We start from the raw sequence: 17524 nt of genomic DNA on the forward strand, positions 1-17524 counted from the left end.
CTCCTGAATAAGATAATCTGTCACGGCTCAACATTCTCTGTTTATTCGTTACTAAATGAAAGTACAGAAACTATTTTTTCAGTCATTCCTGTGATTTCCGGCTGACATTTACGGATTAGCTGATTAGGATAACCCTATTTGCTCTCATACTTGGAGACGACATGCGTATTTTATGGAAGTTTATAACAGCATTATTTAAATGGAGTTGGAAACTGCTAAATTTCGCTCGCCAACTTATTTCAAATCTGATTTTTATCCTACTAGTTATTGTAGTAGCTACTGGTGTTCTAGTTTATCAGCAACAATCCAAATCCGTTGATGATTATCGCGGAGCCTTATATGTTGATCTGTCTGGTATTGTTGTGGATCAAGTCTCCGCCCGCAGTCCATTAGATCAATTTGGCCGGGATCTTATCGGCGTGTCTAGTAGCAGCTCACAGGAAACGTCTCTGTTCGACATTGTTGACAGTATTCGACGGGCAAAACATGACGCTAAAATTACTGGTATGGTCTTAAAACTGGATAATTTTCTCGGTGCCGATCAGCCCTCCATGCAATATATTGGTAAGGCTATCAATGAGTTTAAGGCAGCTGGTAAAACCGTTATCGCCATCAGTGATAGTTATAGCCAACCACAATATTATTTAGCCAGCTATGCCAATAAAGTGTACCTTTCTCCACATGGAGCAGTGTCTCTTCATGGTTTCTCAACCAATCATCTGTATTACAAGTCATTATTGGACAGTCTGAAAGTTTCCACCCATATTTTCCGTGTCGGCACATATAAATCAGCGGTAGAGCCAATGACACGGGACAATATGTCAGAAGAAGCACGCCAAGCAGATAGTCTCTGGCTGAATGAACTTTGGAACAATTACCGCAATACGATTGCAGTTAACAGAAAAATCCCTGCCGTTAGAGTGCTGCCGGAACCTACCCAGTTTATTGAAGAATTCCGTCAAGCGGGTGGAGATAGTGCACTGTACGCTGCAAAAAATAAGTTAGTTGACGAAATTAAACCTCGGAATGTTATTGAAACAGAATTAAGCAACAAATTTGGTTGGGATGAGAAAAACAAACATTTCAATTACATCAGCCTCTATGATTATATCGCACAGCAGCCAATCAAAAATTCTGATCAAAGCAATAGCAACATTGCCGTAATTATTGCCGAAGGTGCAATCATGGATGGCAGACAATCAGAAGGCATAGCGGGTGGTGATACCATAGCGGAACAACTTCGCGAGGCACGGTTGAATCCAAATATAAAAGCCATTGTGTTACGCGTGAACAGCCCCGGTGGTAGTATCAGTGCATCTGAACTTATCCGCAGTGAACTCGTCGCTATCCGTGAAGGCACAACAGTAAAAAATAAAGAAGGTCATACTGTTAAAGAAAATCAAAAACCGATTGTTGTGTCCATGGGTGGACTTGCTGCCTCAGGGGGTTATTGGATTTCAACCCCAGCTAACTACATCATCGCTGACAAAAATACGCTGACAGGCTCTATCGGTGTTTTTGGTGTTCTCAATACTTACGAAAAAGGCTTAAATTATCTTGGTGTAAATACAGACGGTATTTCAACGTATCCGCTGGCAGACATTTCAGTTACCAAAGGAATAAACCCTATGTTTTCTGATGTTATGCAACTGTCTATTGAAAGTGGCTATCATAAATTTATCGAATTGGTCGCACAATCTCGCCAGAAGACACAGAACGAAATTAAAGAAATCGCTCAGGGTCGAGTCTGGAGTGGCAGTGATGCCAAGAAAAATGGTCTGGTCGATCAGTTAGGTGACTTTGATGATGCAGTCAATAAAGCTGCTCAATTGGCTGGTATCAAAACAGTATCATTGAATTGGATGCAACCAGAACTCTCATTCTCTGAAAAACTCATGCTGGAGTTTTCCTCATCAGCACAAGCACTGTTGCCAAATACCCTGCAATCAATGCTGCCGGCTCCAATTGCCCAAATTGCGCAAGATATGAAGCAGCAAGCTGTATTTTATAACCGTATGAATGATCCTCAGAATATCTATACGTTCTGCCTGAACTGTGCAGATATCCGCTAGAAGTAACGTCAGACAATATCACCAAATTTAAAGCCTGATCCTTACATCAGGCTTTTTTTATTCCATATACTCCCTATAATCCGGCTGAGTATTTTTATTGAGGCGTTAACATGCAGAAGAAATCTATTTACGTTGTTTACACTGGCGGCACAATTGGAATGCAGCGCTCCCCTAATGGCTACATCCCTGTTTCTGGTCATTTACAACGACAACTCTCACAGATGCCGGAGTTTCACCGTCCAGAAATGCCAACCTTTACAATCCGTGAACACCAACCTCTGATTGATTCTTCTGATATGAGTCCAAACGACTGGGGAATTATCGCCAACGATATCTACCAGAATTACCATGACTACGATGGCTTTGTGATCCTGCATGGTACAGACACCATGGCTTTTACCGCAGCAGCACTCTCTTTCATGTTTGAAAATCTTAAAAAGCCTGTGATCGTGACAGGGTCACAAATTCCACTGGAAGCTCTGCGTTCTGATGGTCAGACAAATTTACTTAATGCTCTGTATCTAGCTGCTAACTATCCCATCAACGAGGTCGGTTTATTTTTCAGCAATAAACTGTTTCGCGGGAACCGAACAATTAAAGCCCATGCTGATGGCTTTGAAGCCTTCTCATCCCCCAACTGTCAGCCACTGATCGAAGCTGGGATCAACATCCGTACGTTCAATACAAGCCCGATACCTGCCAGTCATGGTGGGTTTACCGTACACCAGATCACATCACAGCCTATTGGTGTTGTGACCATCTATCCGGGATTATCCAGCCAAGTTGTTGAAAATATCCTGATGCAACCTGTCAAGGCATTGATATTGCGCTCCTATGGTGTTGGTAATGCTCCACAACGTGCTGATTTATTGAAGATCTTAAGGGAAGCCACTGAACGGGGTATTATCGTGGTCAATTTAACACAATGCATTTCTGGGCGCGTCAACATGAAAGGTTATGCAACCGGCCACGCTCTGGCTACATCAGGTGTAATCAGTGGCTATGATATGACTTTTGAAGCCACCCTGACCAAATTGCACTATTTATTGAGCCAGCCCTATGAATCCGAAGAGATCCGCCACCTTATGCAACAGAATCTACGTGGCGAATTGAGCTATTCAGATAAATAATAGAAAAAGAAATCGGAGGTATAATGAAAACAGCATTATTACTTATCGACCTGCAAAATGACTTCTGCTCAGGGGGAGCACTGGCAGTCAAAGAGAGTGAAGAGGTCATCGCAATAGCGAATAAGGCTATCAGCCTCTGCCAGAAAAACAATATTACTATTATCGCAAGTCAGGACTGGCATCCCGCCAATCATATGAGTTTTGCAGTCAATGCCTGTCAGCCTGTTGGAGAATCTGGGTTGCTCAATGGCATTCCTCAAATATGGTGGCCCGTTCATTGTGTACAAGGGCAATCGGGCGCAGATTTTCATCCTGCGTTGAATCAATCCGCTATTCAAGAAATTTTCCGTAAGGGTGAAAATCCGCAGATAGACAGCTACAGTGCCTTTTTTGATAATGACCATAAGAGCGCAACCCGGCTACATGGGTGGCTGGCGGAGCAAAATATTCAACGACTGATTATGTCGGGTATCGCTACAGATTACTGCGTAAAATTTACAGTACTGGATGCACTGGAACAAGGTTATGAAACCTACGTGATTACTGATGGTTGTCGTGGCGTCAATCTTCAGGATAATGACAGCCTGAAAGCACTTAAGGAAATGGCAACTAAAGGCGCTAAGCTAATCCCACTGCATGAATTAACAACACTTTTTTAAACCGGCAACCAATAAATACTTCTGGACATAATATTTCAGAATATAACCTCGTCGTATCACTGCACAAGACGAGGTTATTTCTTCATTCTTCTGGCTGTGGTTTCACGACCATTTCTGACTGGAACATGACCTTCAACTCTTGTTTACTTTTTATGGTAATTTGGCCATCCGTACCAATCGTCATATGTTCAGGATCGTGGTTATGCTTGGCTTGCCAAAGCATCACCATCTGTAAACTGTGCTCTTTCTGTTCCGGCGTTAGCGGTACACCATCCTGCCACTTGCCTAATTCAACAGCCTGAACCAATCTCTGATAAATTTCAGGTGTCATGGCGGAAAGTAAATCATCCAACTTCATCGATATTTCCTTACGGCTACGTACATTATGCTGAATCGTTTCTTCTTTAATTACTGATTTACGTTGCTGTTTTGTCAAAAAACAGGCCCAGTAACAAAGCTAACCTTCTGTTTCATCCCCAGTTTCCTCGTCAATGAAGCGCAGTGCCGCAGAATTGATGCAAAAACGCTCTCCTGTCGGTTTGGGGCCATCAGGAAAAACATGCCCTAAATGTGCCTGACAGTGACTGCAACGCACTTCTATTCGATGCATGTTGTGAGAATAATCATCAATACAATTGATGGATTTATCATTGAACGGCTGGTAAAAGCTTGGCCATCCACAGCCAGAATCAAATTTAGTGTCAGAAATAAATAATGGCTGACGGCAGCACAGGCAGTGATAAATGCCACTTTTTTTGTTATGCAGTAGTTTTCCTGAAAATGGCGGTTCGGTTCCTGCTTTTTGCGTAACATAGCGCTGAATTTCACTAAGCTGTTCTATAAAAAGGGAAGTATTTTTAGTTTTAGCCATAGCAACCACCTTTTAAGGCCAATATTTTCAATAAAAAAGCATCGAAAACAACAAAAAATCAACATAAAAATGTTGAGAAGCATTCTAACCCATTCAACATCGCAATTTGCTCTACTAATTGTGATAAGTCTCACATATCTAACCGATAGCAACTTTAAATATCTACTTATGCCCCGATAATGGAAGGCGTAGAGTTGTCTTGGCTGTCTAACAAGCGTTCAGATAGTGATTTCTAAATTGATTTTTTCAATTGTTGACACGATTCCGCTTGACGGTTGACAAGATTTTGGTAACTTTAGAAACAACTTTTAATTCACTAAAAAATAGCTGGTGGAATACTATGACTATCAAAGTAGGTATTAACGGTTTTGGTCGTATCGGCCGTATTGTTTTCCGTGCCGCACAAGAGCGTTCAGACATCGAAATCGTTGCTATCAATGATCTGCTGGATGCAGAGTACATGGCTTACATGCTGAAATACGATTCAACCCATGGCCGCTTCAACGGTACTGTTGAAGTTAAAAATGGTCAGCTGGTTGTTAACGGCAAGACCATCCGCGTTACATCTGAAAGAGACCCAGCTAACCTGAAATGGAACGAAGTGGGTGTTGATGTTGTTGCGGAAGCAACCGGTATTTTCCTGACCGACGAAACTGCACGTAAGCACATCGCTGCTGGCGCGAAAAAAGTTGTTCTGACTGGCCCATCCAAAGACGACACGCCAATGTTCGTTATGGGTGTCAACCACAACGCCTATGCCGGTCAAGAGATCGTTTCCAACGCATCTTGCACAACCAACTGCCTTGCTCCACTGGCTAAAGTTATCAATGACAAATTCGGTATCGTTGAAGGTCTGATGACCACTGTTCACGCAACAACTGCAACTCAGAAAACTGTTGATGGCCCATCAGCAAAAGACTGGCGTGGTGGCCGTGGTGCAGCACAAAACATCATCCCATCTTCTACTGGTGCCGCGAAAGCTGTAGGTAAAGTTATCCCAGAACTGAACGGCAAACTGACAGGTATGTCTTTCCGTGTTCCTACTCCTAACGTTTCTGTTGTTGACCTGACTGCTCGTTTGGCTAAGCCAGCAACTTACAAAGAAATCTGTGATGCAATTAAAGAAGCCTCAGAAGGCGAACTGAAAGGTATTCTGGGTTACACCGAAGATGATGTTGTTTCCACTGATTTCAACGGCGAAAAACTGACTTCTGTATTTGATGCAAAAGCAGGTATTGCGCTGAACGATAACTTTGTGAAACTAGTTTCTTGGTATGATAACGAAACGGGTTACTCTAACAAAGTTCTGGATCTGGTTGCTCATATCTCTAAATAATTGAATAGCATCGCATCCACGTTCATAAAGCCACCTTAAACAGGCGGCTTTATTTTTATCTATTCCGATTTATCTCTTAAAAACATTGAGCTATTCTTGTTCCTAGTCAACCACCAACTCAGGTTTACATAAGGTCATGACAGATGCTTGATAAAATTTTCTCATTACCGATTGTAGAACAAATATCTCCTTATATTAGCCAGCGAAATATTGAAGGATTTCCGTTGATTGTTCTGTCACACCCAAAAGTACGCGGCGCAATCAGTATTCAGGGGGCACATCTTATTACATGGCAGCCCAGTGGTGAAAAACCTGTATTATGGTTAAGCGATAACACTGAATTTAATACAGGTACAGCCATTCGTGGTGGCATTCCCATCTGTTGGCCCTGGTTTGGTTCGACAAGCGCTCCCAGTCACGGTTTTGCACGGATCTTACCTTGGGAATTCAGGGCACACCATGAAAATGAAAACGGCGTGATCTTGACATTTACACTACAAGATAATGCCGAGACACATAAGTTATGGCCGCACGAGTTCACACTCATTGCCCGTTTTAAGTTAGGGGAAACCTGCGAAATAGAGCTGGAGTCTCACGGAGAATATCAAACAACATGTGCTCTCCACTCTTACTTTAATATCAGTGATGTCAATCAAATCCGTGTCAGCGGGCTTGGTGCTCACTTTATCGATACCGTTGCCGATAAAAAACAGTACGTTCACCAAGATCTGACTTTTAAAGGACGAATTGACCGCATTTATACTGAACCAGAAGATTTCAGTCTACTCAGTGATACACCGTGGAAACGAACTATTGAAATTCACCATTATCACCATAGTGATGTAGTTTGCTGGAATCCCGGTGCCGAACTTTCCAGCAGTATGAAAGATATGAGTAAAGAAGGTTACAAGAATATGGTTTGCATCGAAACTGCATGTATCAACTCCCCACAACTATCCAGAAATAACAACCCTGCCAGGCTTTCTGTGGTTATCCGTTGCCGTAAAAATCCTTGATGGAAATAAACGATAAGCTGAACTCTGTCATGACTATTTTGCTATGACTATCTTGAAGAGTTCAGCTTTTCATCTTTCTTGACATAAACAACATCTGTCAGAAAGTATAAGTAATACCCGACCAGATAGTACCGGAGTATGAGCGATTGGTCATCGGGCTGTTTTTCACTTCGCTTGGTAAATGTTCTACACGCCCCATCATGAAAGCAGTCCAATTATTATCGAAGGTATAATAACCAGATAATTCAAGATAAGGACTCCAGCTATCGCCCGGTGTATATTCAGCCAGACCGCTGCGAACAGATTCGTTCTTTTTGATGCCATAACTATAACGGTTCTGTTTTTTGCTATCCCAGACAATGCCTATCCCTGGTTCCAATAACCAGCCGTTTTGCTTGAAACTATATAAGTAGGCGAAATCAGCACTGATACCGTTACTTTCGCCCAGTATATCGGCAGCTAATGAGGCACGCAGGCTCCCCCAGTCTTCATGATGTTTATAAGTGAAACCACCCATAACCGTGTCACGACGACGATCCAGTTTTTTCATCTGCTCATCTGTACTATCCTTGGGGTGGAAAGCTCGTGGAGCATAGAATAGATCTACAGAAAGCTTATCCTTTGGCTGGTTCCAGAGGTAATAACCTGCCGCCAGAGTCTGAAAATAAAAGTTTTCACTCTCATAAGATACCATGGGAACCGGCAGTATCTTATCTTTTGTTTTCAATCCCTTGTAAGGTTTAGCTTCATACAATGCCGACAACCCAATAGACCATTCGCCAGCATATGCCACAGAAGAAGACAGGCAAAGCCCCACTACTGCAATAAACACCTTATTAGTCATTATAAGTTATTTCCTGTCAGACAAATTGTTGTGAAATCAGGCATAAAGTGTATGTATCCGGTGATTTATTGCCAAGCAATTGATAATGATTTTTAATTTAATCGCACTATATGCATAAAATCCGGAACTGGCAGCTTGATGTTACCATTGGTTAAAAATCATCAAGTGACAACGTCACACTTAGATATTATCTGAATATTAATTTTGCTGATGTTATAAAAAAATACAGGCATTATTCCAAATTTCGGTACGGAAAAATGCCTGAAAGAGATAAGATCAGTTAACAACTACCGGAACACGTATAGCTAAAGCACAGAGCAGTTCATAACCAATGGTTCCTGCGGATTCGGCCACTTCATCCACTGGCAAGTTTTCCCCCCATAACTCCACGGTACTACCTATTTCTGTTTGTGGACACGGCGTCAAATCAACCGTCATCATATCCATCGATATGGCACCCAGTAACTGTGTACGGACACCACCAACAAGGATGGGGGTACCCGTTGAGGCGTGCCTTGGATAACCATCAGCATAACCACATGCCACCGTACCTATACGGGTAGGATACTGGGTTGTATAACGGCTGCCGTAGCCAATTTTTGCCCCTTTGGGTAGGTCATGAACCGCAATGATTTCACTGTGTAAACTCATCGCTGGTTTCAAACCCACATCAGCAATATCACGCCATTTTCCACTCGGGGATGCACCATACAGGATGATACCCGGCCTAACCCAATCACCATGTGTCTTCGGATGCCACAAAACTGCACCAGAATTGGCTAGACAGCGAGGAAGTAAGTCCATTTTCAGACATTCAACAACCGCAAATTGCTCATCAATACCAATCTCATTATCTGAATTAGCAAAATGAGTCATCAACGTGACTGACTTGATATTTTTTATGCAATTCGCCATTGAGACCACTTGTGAATATTCTTCGGGGGTAAAACCCAGCCGATTCATTCCGCTATTGATTTTCAAATAGATATCAATGGGGTTATTCAGTCTGGCTTCTTCTATTGCCTTGAGTTGCCAGTAACTATGCACTGTAGTTGTCAGGCCATATTGATCAATGAGCTGCAAATCCGAAAGTTTGAAAAAACCTTCCAATAACAGGATTGGCCCTTGCCACCCGTGTTCCCTTAAATAAATAGCTTCATTCATATCAAGCAGCGCGAATCCATCCGTTTGCATGAGTGACTGCCATATTCTGTCCAATCCATGCCCATATGCATTAGCTTTCACTACTGACCAGATTTTGCTGTCACCGACTTTCTGGCGGATAACCGCCAAGTTATGGCGGAATGCATCGAGATGGATCGTCGCCAAAATAGGACGTGGCATGACGACCCCTTATAATTTATGCAGTATGTAAACGATGCTTCACTCGAAGCACTTTTGTATTGAATCCATTGATATATCTAAATACCGAGAGATCATCTGCCGCGATTTCCGGCGTCTTGCCAGAAATTAAATCAGACAATAACTTCCCTGAACCACAGGCCATCGTCCAGCCTAGCGTTCCATGTCCTGTGTTTAAATAGAGATTACTATATTTGGTTGGGCCGACGATAGGAGTACCATCTGGCGTCATTGGGCGTAGCCCCGTCCAAAATGCAGCTTCAGCAATATTGCCACCGCTGTGGTAGAGATCCTGCACAACCATTTTTAACGTTTCACAGCGATTATTCGGTACATTCATATTGAAACCGACCATTTCTGCCATGCCACCAACGCGAATACGGTTATCAAAACGAGTAATAGCTATCTTGTAAGTTTCATCCAGTACAGTTGAGGTTGGCGCTCTTGCTTCATCCATAATCGGCATCGTCAGAGAATAGCCTTTCAGCGGATAAACGGGGATTTTAACGAATTCTTTCAGTATGTTGGTAGAATAAGACCCCATCGCCACCACATAGTTATCCGCCGTCATGATGCCACCATCACACCGGATACCCGTGATTTTGTTTCCATCCACCAGAATCTGTTTAACCTGATTGCTAAACACAAACTTGACTCCCGCCTCTTCTGCCATTTTTGCCAGCGCTTTGGTAAATATCTGACAATCACCCGTTTCATCATTCGGCAGTTGTAACCCACCTGTCAATTTATGGGAAACATGGGCAAGTGCAGGCTCCACTGATGCCAGTTGTTCTGCGGTCAATAATTGGTAAGGAACACCTTCTTGTTCCAATACTGCGATATCATTGGCGGCATTATCAAACTGTCTGGCAGTTCTAAATAATTGCAGAGTTCCTCCCTGACGCCCTTCATATTGGATGCCAGTATCTGCCCTTAACTGTTTAATGCAATCACGGCTATATTCCGCCAATCGCACCATCCTGCTTTTATTCATGGCGTAATGGTCAGCATCACAGTTGCGCAGCATTTGCCACATCCAGCGTAGCTGAAATAGTGAACCATCAGGGCGAATAGCCAGTGGTGCATGGCGTTGAAACATCCATTTTACTGCTTTCAGTGGTATCCCCGGTGCTCCCCATGGCGTTGCATATCCCGGTGAGATCTGACCGGCGTTACCTGCACTCGTTTCTTCAGCGGCACTATCCTGGCGATCAACCACAGTCACTTCATGACCTTCCTGTGCCAAATACCACGCACTGGTGACACCAATAACGCCACCGCCTAAAATAAGGACTTTCATTCTGCCCCCTGTTGATATGAGTAATATGTGCAAGCATAATATGCTGAATATAAAAAGCCAATATAGAATAATAGACTACAACACCATTAATTTAATTTTAGGATTTGAATCACATTTTTATTACAAAATATTGATAATATCGTCATTCTAATTTCGATCAAAAATTAATAAAAATCAAATTAATTCAATAAATTAAATAAAAATTTAATACTGATAATTATCTTATTTCACTACCTGTTAAGTGATTTTCACGGAAAAAAGAAACATAAAATTTACAACTCCAAATTTCATTAAATTATTGTCAAACCAAAATATTCAGAATTAAATATCCAAGCAAGAACAATTAGGCAGAATAATAATTTAAAAAATTGAATTTTACAGTTTGCGTAAATTTTCAACATCAATTGAAAAATAAAAATACCGGGGTGTGAATAAGATGGAAAAACAACCTAATGTAAAAGAGCGCACTAACTAAGCTAGTACGCTTTTAGAATGTGATGGCAGATAAAAAAACAGAAATTAGAAATGAAATGTGATCAGCTGTGACGTGCTTCTGTTAAATCATTCAGCATAACACTTTGCATGTCATGCCAAATGGTTCCACTTTCTTTACCATAACTACGCACACAATCCATGATTTTGTCATAGGATTGTTCCCGACACATCGTACTCAATTGCTGATAGAAATTCAGTGCCAGCATACGGGCATCAGGATTTGAGAAATAATAGCGGCCAACGCGGGTATAAAGCCCTCTTAATCCATTGATAATCAAACCGTAAATTGGATTTCCTGACGCAAAAGCCAGCCCACGAAAAATATCATAATCCACGGCACTGAAAGATTCGGCGGTATCTTCCACACTCTCTTTTTCTGCCAATACTTCCAATGATTTTTCAGGATTATGTCTAAATGCAGTACGAATAAAAATCGCGGCGATATTGGTACGAACCGCCAGTAGATTATCAATTAACTGGGGAACGCGATCATGATCAAGCCGTGCCAGCGTCTCCAGAATATTAAGACCAGATGTTTCCCAGAAGTTATTGACCTTTGTTGGCTTTCCATGCTGAATAGTCAACCAGCCATCACGGGCAAGGCGCTGCAACACTTCACGTAAAGTAGTACGGGTAACACCGATCAACTCAGATAATTCACGCTCTGCTGGCAGCATGGAACCTGGTGGAAAGCGATTATTCCAAATGCTTTCAATGATATACTCTTCCGCGAAACCCGCAGGGCTTTGAGCCTTAATTACCATATTTTAACTATTCCAAAGCAATTTTCTTAGCTAATAATAATCATCGATCATACCAGAACGCGTCTGAACGACATAGTTACATAGTAAATAAACAGCGAAAGAGTGAAAGGAATCATAAAAAATGGAATTATTCGCTGATTAATTATGTTCTGATACCCTTAAATTGCTATCGTTTAGAGCGTACTATGACTCTTTAGATTTGTCCCATGTATCCACAAAGAGGAATATTTATAATAATGGAAATCAGTATTCGACATGCAGTGGTGAAAAACTTTCTCGGCAACTCGCCGGATTGGTACAAATTGGCTATCATTGTTTTTCTTATTATCAATCCACTGGTTTTTTTCTTTGTCAATCCCTTCGTTGCAGGGTGGATGCTCGTTGTCGAGTTTATTTTCACGTTGGCAATGGCGTTAAAATGTTACCCTTTACAACCCGGAGGATTACTCGCTATTGAAGCGGTCATCATCGGGATGACTTCGCCAAAACAAATAAGTCATGAAATTTCCAACAATCTCGAAGTTATTTTGCTGTTGATTTTCATGGTTGCTGGCATTTATTTCATGAAGCAACTGCTACTATTTGTTTTCACGAAGCTACTGTTAACTATTCGCTCTAAAAAAATGCTGTCACTCGCGTTTTGCCTGGCGAGTGCCTTTTTGTCTGCGTTTCTCGATGCCTTGACCGTTATTGCCGTCGTTATCAGTGTCTCGGTAGGGTTTTACTCCATTTATCACCATTTCCTTTCCGCCAGCCAAAATAACAACTCTGACCTGAACGATGATCAGTTTATTGACGGCGAAGATAAGAAGCAGACTCTGGAACAATTCCGGGCATTTCTGCGCAGCCTGATGATGCATGCAGGTATCGGTACAGCTTTGGGTGGTGTGATGACCATGGTGGGCGAGCCACAAAACCTGATTATTGCTAAACACGTTGGCTGGGATTTCGTAACGTTCTTTATTCGTATGTCTCCTGTCACCATACCGGTATTTGTCTGTGGTCTGCTGGTCTGCTTGCTGGTCGAGCATTTTAAATTATTTGGTTACGGCGCTGAATTACCCGTTCATGTTCGTTCGGTTTTAGAAGATTACGATAAAAAAACCAGTGAAAAACGCACTCGGCAGGAAAAAACTCAACTTGCCGTTCAGGCATTAATTGGTATCTGGCTGATTTTGGCACTGGCTTTCCATTTAGCAGAGGTCGGGCTGATTGGTCTGTCGGTAATCATTCTGGCTACGGCATTCTGCGGTATCACCGAAGAGCATGATTTAGGTAAAGCGTTCGAAGAAGCTCTTCCGTTTACTGCACTGTTAACCGTCTTTTTCTCTGTCGTTGCCGTGATTATTGATCAGCAATTATTTACACCATTTATTCAATATGTGCTGCAATCTTCGCCAGCCTCACAATTGTCATTATTCTATTTGTTCAATGGATTGCTTTCTGCCGTTTCTGACAACGTATTCGTAGGTACGGTTTACATTAATGAAGCGCTAATTGCCTTGAAGAATGGTTTAATTTCACAGCAACAATATGAATTTCTGGCAGTAGCTATCAATACAGGCACAAACTTACCGTCAGTGGCAACACCAAATGGACAAGCCGCATTTTTATTCTTACTGACATCTGCCCTGTCTCCATTGATTCGTCTGTCTTATGGCCGCATGGTGGTGATGGCGCTGCCTTATACCATTGTAATGACCTTGGTCGGCTTGTTGAGTGTGGAATTCTGGCTTGTTCCAGCGACTGAGTATCTGATGAAACTCGGTCTGATCACTCCGCTTTAATTGCTCCGTAATTTACCTCAAACTCAACCGGATGGTGGAAATGTGCACTGTCCGGTTTTTTATTGCCCCTTTTTAAAAAGATAATGTGATTAATTTTATTTTTTTATGGTTTTTAAAACGGCAAAATGAGCCATCATTTATAGTTAAATTTAAACTATGGGATAAACAGAAAAATGTTTCGATTTTTAAAACAGAGTTCACAAGGGCGAAGCGCATGGTTACTGATGGCGTTAACAGCTCTTATATTGGAATTGACAGCACTTTATTTTCAACATGTGATGAAGTTACAGCCCTGTGTGATGTGTATTTATGAGCGGATTGCACTATTTGGCATTTTGGGAGCGGCTCTGCTCGGTGCCATTACACCAAAAACGCCACTACGTTGGCTGGCAATCCTGCTATGGCTGTATAGTGGGTGGCAGGGATTACAACTGGCGTGGGATCATACCATGATGCAGCTCCATCCTACCCCTTTTAATACCTGCGAATTTTTTGTCAGATTCCCGTCATGGCTACCCTTGAATGAATGGCTGCCTTCTGTGTTTCAAGCCACTGGTGATTGTTCGGTGAAACAGTGGTCATTTCTGACTCTGGATATGCCACAATGGTTAATTGGTATTTTTGCTGCTTATTTGGTAGTGGGTGTTTTGGTTCTGATCAGTCAGTTTTTTATTATCCGGGGTAAGAACTGAAAACATAACTTAATTGCAAAAAGTTATTTATTGTTATCAGTTTAACGAACTTCCGAGATATCAGGAATAATTGCACCACGATAAAAAGAAACAGCCCTTACGGGCTGTTTCTTAAGAAAAAATATCGTACAAAATAGCAAACACAGACTCCAACATCGCCGTCGGTGTGTTTACAATAATTGTGGGTTATTTTTGACAATCAGAAAACTCAAATAGACGTACAGCCACCATCCAACAAGGCTCGTTCATCACAGCGCCGCCCATTCGCTAATTGGCAAACCGGCGTTTGATTTCCATTAATCTGTATTGCCCTCGCGAGAATTCCCCCTGCATCAAAACAGTTCATACTGGCATTTTCACTCAGATTGATTCCCAGATCAGAATACTGATAATTTTTATGGCGTTTAGATGAATGATCAGTTTGTTGCCCACTGCAACCCGCTAATACCCATCCCATCAGAAAAAAGCTGCCCAAAACGAGCCTACGTTGCAAAAACATTTTTTCTCCCACTGTATAACCGATACATTAGATATTTTTGTCTCTTATTTCATAATAATGCTCACAAACCAAGCAACAAATCAATGACCAGTGCTTTTGAAAACAGGTTTACCAAAACTTGGTACATATTTAATATGTGGTTATTATACAAATATTTAATAAATATTTGTATAATCCATCAGAAGCGGAATCACCCTATATCAAAACTCAGGAACTGGCAGCTCGATGCAGTGTAAAACCACATACTATCAGGTTGTGGTGTGGTAATGGGAAGCAAAGAAGAGAAAGCTTCCCAAAACCTAATTAACGAAAAAAAGATTTTTATTACCAAACTTTTCATAAACCCTAAGCCATGCTTATCTGGAAGACTTTTTTGCCAACTCTGATTGATAATCCCTTTTCATCCTCTATCATTGTTTCCTTTTTTATGTTATCCGCCATAATAAACTGATTTCAGTTTTTTAAAGGTCTTTCAATCCATTGCTAAACAGGCAACCAAAAAAGTAAAGAACAATCAGAAATGAATAACCATAAAAATCAATATAATTTCAATAAATTACAAAAACGCCTGCGTCGTGACGCGGGTCAGGCCATTGCAGATTTCAAAATGATCGAAGAAGGCGATCGTATTATGGTCTGCCTTTCTGGTGGAAAAGATAGCTATACGCTTCTATCCATTTTGCAGAACCTGCAAAAAAGTGCACCAGTTAATTTCTCTCTGGTGGCAGTGAATCTGGATCAAAAGCAGCCAGGATTCCCTGAACATATCCTGCCAGCCTATCTGGAAGAGCTGGGCATTGAGTATAAGATTGTCGAAGAGAACACTTACGGTATTGTAAAAGAGAAGATCCCTGAAGGGAAAACGACTTGTTCGCTCTGCTCTCGCCTTCGTCGTGGTATTTTGTACCGCACGGCAACTGAGTTAGGGGCGACCAAAATAGCTCTGGGCCATCACCGCGATGATATCTTGCAGACCGTATTTTTGAATATGTTCTATGGCGGTAAGTTAAAAGGTATGCCTCCTAAATTGATCAGCGATGATGGCAAGCATATTGTTATCCGCCCACTTGCCTATTGCCGGGAGAAGGACATTGAACGTTATGCCGAGGCCAGAGCGTTCCCGATCATTCCTTGTAATCTGTGCGGCTCGCAACCCAACTTACAGCGTCAGGTCATTAAGGATCTGCTGCGTGACTGGGACAAACGTTATCCAGGACGAATCGAAACTATGTTTCGTGCCGTGCAAAATGTGGTTCCATCACATCTCAGCGATTTTAATCTGTTCGATTTCAAGAATATTACTCATGGCAGTGAAGTGATTGATGGTGGGGATTTGGCCTTTGATCGTGAAGAACTGCCCTCGCAGCCAGCCGTTGAATCAGATGACCAACTTGATTTTCAAGCAGATCGTCTGGATGTGGTCGAAATAAAATAGCGAAAAAAATAGCCGATGTAAAAACTGACATCGGCAATAATTAATCAATTATTCTGTACAAAACTCAATTTGAGAAAAACTACAATTATGGAGCACAACGTTCATCACCCAACGTTGTATTCACCTGCGAAGGCTATAGTGCCTTAATTGTAGGATCTAATTATTGATATATCTCAAACCAGATAACATTAACCGTTCTATTTTGCGATAACAGCCAGTTTGAGGATAGTAAACTATTAAATCGCCATATGTCTCTTACATTTTTATTTAGTTCCCTATAACCATTTGGTTCGTCTTAACCACCAAGCAAAAATAGTTATCAGTATGAATAGTAAGAGACAGAATATGCCGAATCCAAACCGATACTCATTGCCAGGTATTCCACCAAGGTTAACGCCAAACAAACCTGTCAAAAAGGTCGTTGGCAGGAATACCATCGTCAACAAAGACATCATATAAATGCGGCGATTCATCGCATCCGCCATCATAGACGATATTTCATCTGCAAGGACTGCTGTCCTCGCTATACTGCCATCAAGATCATCTAGCCCCCGCCCGAGACGATCAGCGATCTCCTGCATCAGACGACGATCCTCATCATTCATCCAAGGTAGCCGTTCACTGGCCAAACGCAGGAATACATCACGCTGTGGTGCCATATACCGACGCAAAACGATTAATTGTTTACGTAATAACACTAATTCTCCGCGTCCGGGGACTTTCTGCTCCAGAATATCGTCCTCAAAACCTATTAGGCTATCATGTAGCTCTTCAATAAAATCGTTCATTTCATCGGTAATGGCCCCGGCTATTTCAACCAGCCAATGACCCGTACTTTTGGCACCAACGCCATTATGTAAATCATCCATGGCTTGATCGATACAACGAACTTTCCGGTGACGGCTGGAAATAATCATTCTGTCATTGATATAGATGCGGAACGAGACCAAGTGATCAGGACGTGCATTTTCATTGCGATTAACTGTCCGCAAGGTGATCATCGTGCCTTCGCCAGTGCGAAGCACTTTTGGTCGGATACTTTCACCTGACAACCCTTCTTTCACTGAGGTCGGCAGCAAAGCCGTACCCATGATCCATCGCTGGCTAGCCTGATTTTTATAATCAAGGTGCTGCCAGAATGGCTGTTCTGCTGTTGCGGCTTCGTTTTCCCCAAATGCCATGATACCTCCCTTGCCATTCAACTGGCAGGAATACACAGCGTCGGAATCTTTAAAAACTGAGCCATAAATCGTTTCCACATC

At 42.0% G+C, this 17524-nt stretch carries 15 protein-coding genes and 1 pseudogene; 8 read left to right on the plus strand and 8 right to left on the minus strand.

Annotated elements, in window-relative coordinates; all coding sequences use genetic code 11:
- Nucleotides 1–161: 161 nt before the first annotated feature.
- The 3 genes from sppA (at nucleotide 162) to pncA (ending at nucleotide 3861) form a co-directional block, all read left to right on the plus strand.
- Complete coding sequence (gene sppA, locus XBJ1_RS10335; protein WP_012988875.1) at nucleotides 162–2072, plus strand: signal peptide peptidase SppA; 1911 nt, start codon at nucleotides 162–164, stop codon at nucleotides 2070–2072.
- Between the two features lie 110 nt (nucleotides 2073–2182).
- Entirely contained in the window at nucleotides 2183–3202 is a 1020-nt protein-coding gene (gene ansA / locus XBJ1_RS10340) for an asparaginase (RefSeq protein WP_012988876.1), read from the plus strand.
- Between the two features lie 23 nt (nucleotides 3203–3225).
- A complete protein-coding gene (pncA, locus tag XBJ1_RS10345; protein WP_012988877.1) occupies nucleotides 3226–3861 on the plus strand; it encodes a bifunctional nicotinamidase/pyrazinamidase in 636 nt (211 codons plus the stop codon).
- Between the two features lie 82 nt (nucleotides 3862–3943).
- Here pncA and XBJ1_RS10350 read toward each other — a convergent pair whose 3' ends face one another.
- Both XBJ1_RS10350 and msrB read right to left on the minus strand, forming a co-directional pair.
- Nucleotides 3944–4219 carry a YeaC family protein gene (locus tag XBJ1_RS10350; protein ID WP_012988878.1) on the minus strand — a complete coding sequence of 92 codons (276 nt, stop codon included), beginning with the start codon at nucleotides 4217–4219 and terminating at the stop codon, nucleotides 3944–3946.
- 99 nt (nucleotides 4220–4318) lie between these two features.
- Entirely contained in the window at nucleotides 4319–4732 is a 414-nt protein-coding gene (gene msrB / locus XBJ1_RS10355; RefSeq protein WP_012988879.1) for a peptide-methionine (R)-S-oxide reductase MsrB, read from the minus strand.
- Between the two features lie 340 nt (nucleotides 4733–5072).
- Here msrB and gapA point away from each other — a divergent pair, with 340 nt between their 5' ends.
- Nucleotides 5073–6068, plus strand: a complete 996-nt coding sequence (gapA, locus tag XBJ1_RS10360) for a glyceraldehyde-3-phosphate dehydrogenase (RefSeq protein ID WP_012988880.1) — start codon at nucleotides 5073–5075, stop codon at nucleotides 6066–6068.
- Between the two features lie 143 nt (nucleotides 6069–6211).
- The gene (locus XBJ1_RS10365; RefSeq protein ID WP_012988881.1) at nucleotides 6212–7084 is read left to right on the plus strand and encodes a D-hexose-6-phosphate mutarotase; all 873 of its coding nucleotides are present in this window, start codon (nucleotides 6212–6214) and stop codon (nucleotides 7082–7084) included.
- A gap of 97 nt (nucleotides 7085–7181) precedes the next feature.
- On the opposite strand, the gene XBJ1_RS10370 is transcribed toward XBJ1_RS10365, so the two are convergent.
- From XBJ1_RS10370 to fadR, 4 genes are all read right to left on the minus strand, one after another.
- Nucleotides 7182–7928 carry a MipA/OmpV family protein gene (locus tag XBJ1_RS10370; RefSeq protein WP_012988882.1) on the minus strand — a complete coding sequence of 249 codons (747 nt, stop codon included), beginning with the start codon at nucleotides 7926–7928 and terminating at the stop codon, nucleotides 7182–7184.
- A 276-nt stretch (nucleotides 7929–8204) separates the two neighbouring features.
- Nucleotides 8205–9272 (minus strand): catabolic alanine racemase DadX, encoded by a 1068-nt coding sequence (dadX, locus tag XBJ1_RS10375; protein WP_012988883.1) that lies wholly within the window; start codon nucleotides 9270–9272, stop codon nucleotides 8205–8207.
- 16 nt (nucleotides 9273–9288) lie between these two features.
- Entirely contained in the window at nucleotides 9289–10590 is a 1302-nt protein-coding gene (locus XBJ1_RS10380) for a D-amino acid dehydrogenase (protein ID WP_012988884.1), read from the minus strand.
- A gap of 536 nt (nucleotides 10591–11126) precedes the next feature.
- Complete coding sequence (gene fadR / locus XBJ1_RS10385) at nucleotides 11127–11849, minus strand: fatty acid metabolism transcriptional regulator FadR (RefSeq protein WP_012988885.1); 723 nt, start codon at nucleotides 11847–11849, stop codon at nucleotides 11127–11129.
- Nucleotides 11850–12085: 236 nt separating this feature from the next.
- Between fadR and nhaB the strand changes: the two genes are divergently transcribed.
- Nucleotides 12086–13636, plus strand: coding sequence for a sodium/proton antiporter NhaB (nhaB, locus tag XBJ1_RS10390; RefSeq protein ID WP_012988886.1), 1551 nt, complete (start codon nucleotides 12086–12088; stop codon nucleotides 13634–13636).
- Nucleotides 13637–13809: 173 nt separating this feature from the next.
- Nucleotides 13810–14328, plus strand: coding sequence for a disulfide bond formation protein DsbB (gene dsbB, locus XBJ1_RS10395; RefSeq protein ID WP_012988888.1), 519 nt, complete (start codon nucleotides 13810–13812; stop codon nucleotides 14326–14328).
- A gap of 208 nt (nucleotides 14329–14536) precedes the next feature.
- Here dsbB and XBJ1_RS10400 read toward each other — a convergent pair whose 3' ends face one another.
- Entirely contained in the window at nucleotides 14537–14827 is a 291-nt protein-coding gene (locus XBJ1_RS10400) for a putative hemolysin (RefSeq protein WP_080515964.1), read from the minus strand.
- 517 nt (nucleotides 14828–15344) lie between these two features.
- Between XBJ1_RS10400 and ttcA the strand changes: the two are divergent.
- Nucleotides 15345–16262 (plus strand): annotated as a pseudogene (ttcA, locus tag XBJ1_RS10405) (tRNA 2-thiocytidine(32) synthetase TtcA); the annotation flags it as partial.
- Between the two features lie 275 nt (nucleotides 16263–16537).
- On the opposite strand, the gene zntB reads toward ttcA, so the two are convergent.
- Entirely contained in the window at nucleotides 16538–17521 is a 984-nt protein-coding gene (gene zntB, locus XBJ1_RS10410) for a zinc transporter ZntB (protein ID WP_038198889.1), read from the minus strand.
- Nucleotides 17522–17524: the final 3 nt, after the last annotated feature.

It is taken from the genome of Xenorhabdus bovienii SS-2004, from assembly GCF_000027225.1.
In the GTDB taxonomy this organism is placed as follows: domain Bacteria; phylum Pseudomonadota; class Gammaproteobacteria; order Enterobacterales; family Enterobacteriaceae; genus Xenorhabdus; species Xenorhabdus bovienii_C.

Bases quoted from the DNA above. Each gene is read 5' to 3' on its own strand.
- sppA (WP_012988875.1), top strand. From the start codon at position 162: ATGCGTATTTTATGGAAGTTTATAACAGCATTATTTAAATGGAGTTGG.
- ansA (WP_012988876.1), top strand. From the start codon at position 2,183: ATGCAGAAGAAATCTATTTACGTTGTTTACACTGGCGGCACAATTGGA.
- pncA (WP_012988877.1), top strand. From the start codon at position 3,226: ATGAAAACAGCATTATTACTTATCGACCTGCAAAATGACTTCTGCTCA.
- XBJ1_RS10350 (WP_012988878.1), bottom strand. From the start codon at position 4,219: ATGAAGTTGGATGATTTACTTTCCGCCATGACACCTGAAATTTATCAG.
- msrB (WP_012988879.1), bottom strand. From the start codon at position 4,732: ATGGCTAAAACTAAAAATACTTCCCTTTTTATAGAACAGCTTAGTGAA.
- gapA (WP_012988880.1), top strand. From the start codon at position 5,073: ATGACTATCAAAGTAGGTATTAACGGTTTTGGTCGTATCGGCCGTATT.
- XBJ1_RS10365 (WP_012988881.1), top strand. From the start codon at position 6,212: ATGCTTGATAAAATTTTCTCATTACCGATTGTAGAACAAATATCTCCT.
- XBJ1_RS10370 (WP_012988882.1), bottom strand. From the start codon at position 7,928: ATGACTAATAAGGTGTTTATTGCAGTAGTGGGGCTTTGCCTGTCTTCT.
- dadX (WP_012988883.1), bottom strand. From the start codon at position 9,272: ATGCCACGTCCTATTTTGGCGACGATCCATCTCGATGCATTCCGCCAT.
- XBJ1_RS10380 (WP_012988884.1), bottom strand. From the start codon at position 10,590: ATGAAAGTCCTTATTTTAGGCGGTGGCGTTATTGGTGTCACCAGTGCG.
- fadR (WP_012988885.1), bottom strand. From the start codon at position 11,849: ATGGTAATTAAGGCTCAAAGCCCTGCGGGTTTCGCGGAAGAGTATATC.
- nhaB (WP_012988886.1), top strand. From the start codon at position 12,086: ATGGAAATCAGTATTCGACATGCAGTGGTGAAAAACTTTCTCGGCAAC.
- dsbB (WP_012988888.1), top strand. From the start codon at position 13,810: ATGTTTCGATTTTTAAAACAGAGTTCACAAGGGCGAAGCGCATGGTTA.
- XBJ1_RS10400 (WP_080515964.1), bottom strand. From the start codon at position 14,827: ATGTTTTTGCAACGTAGGCTCGTTTTGGGCAGCTTTTTTCTGATGGGA.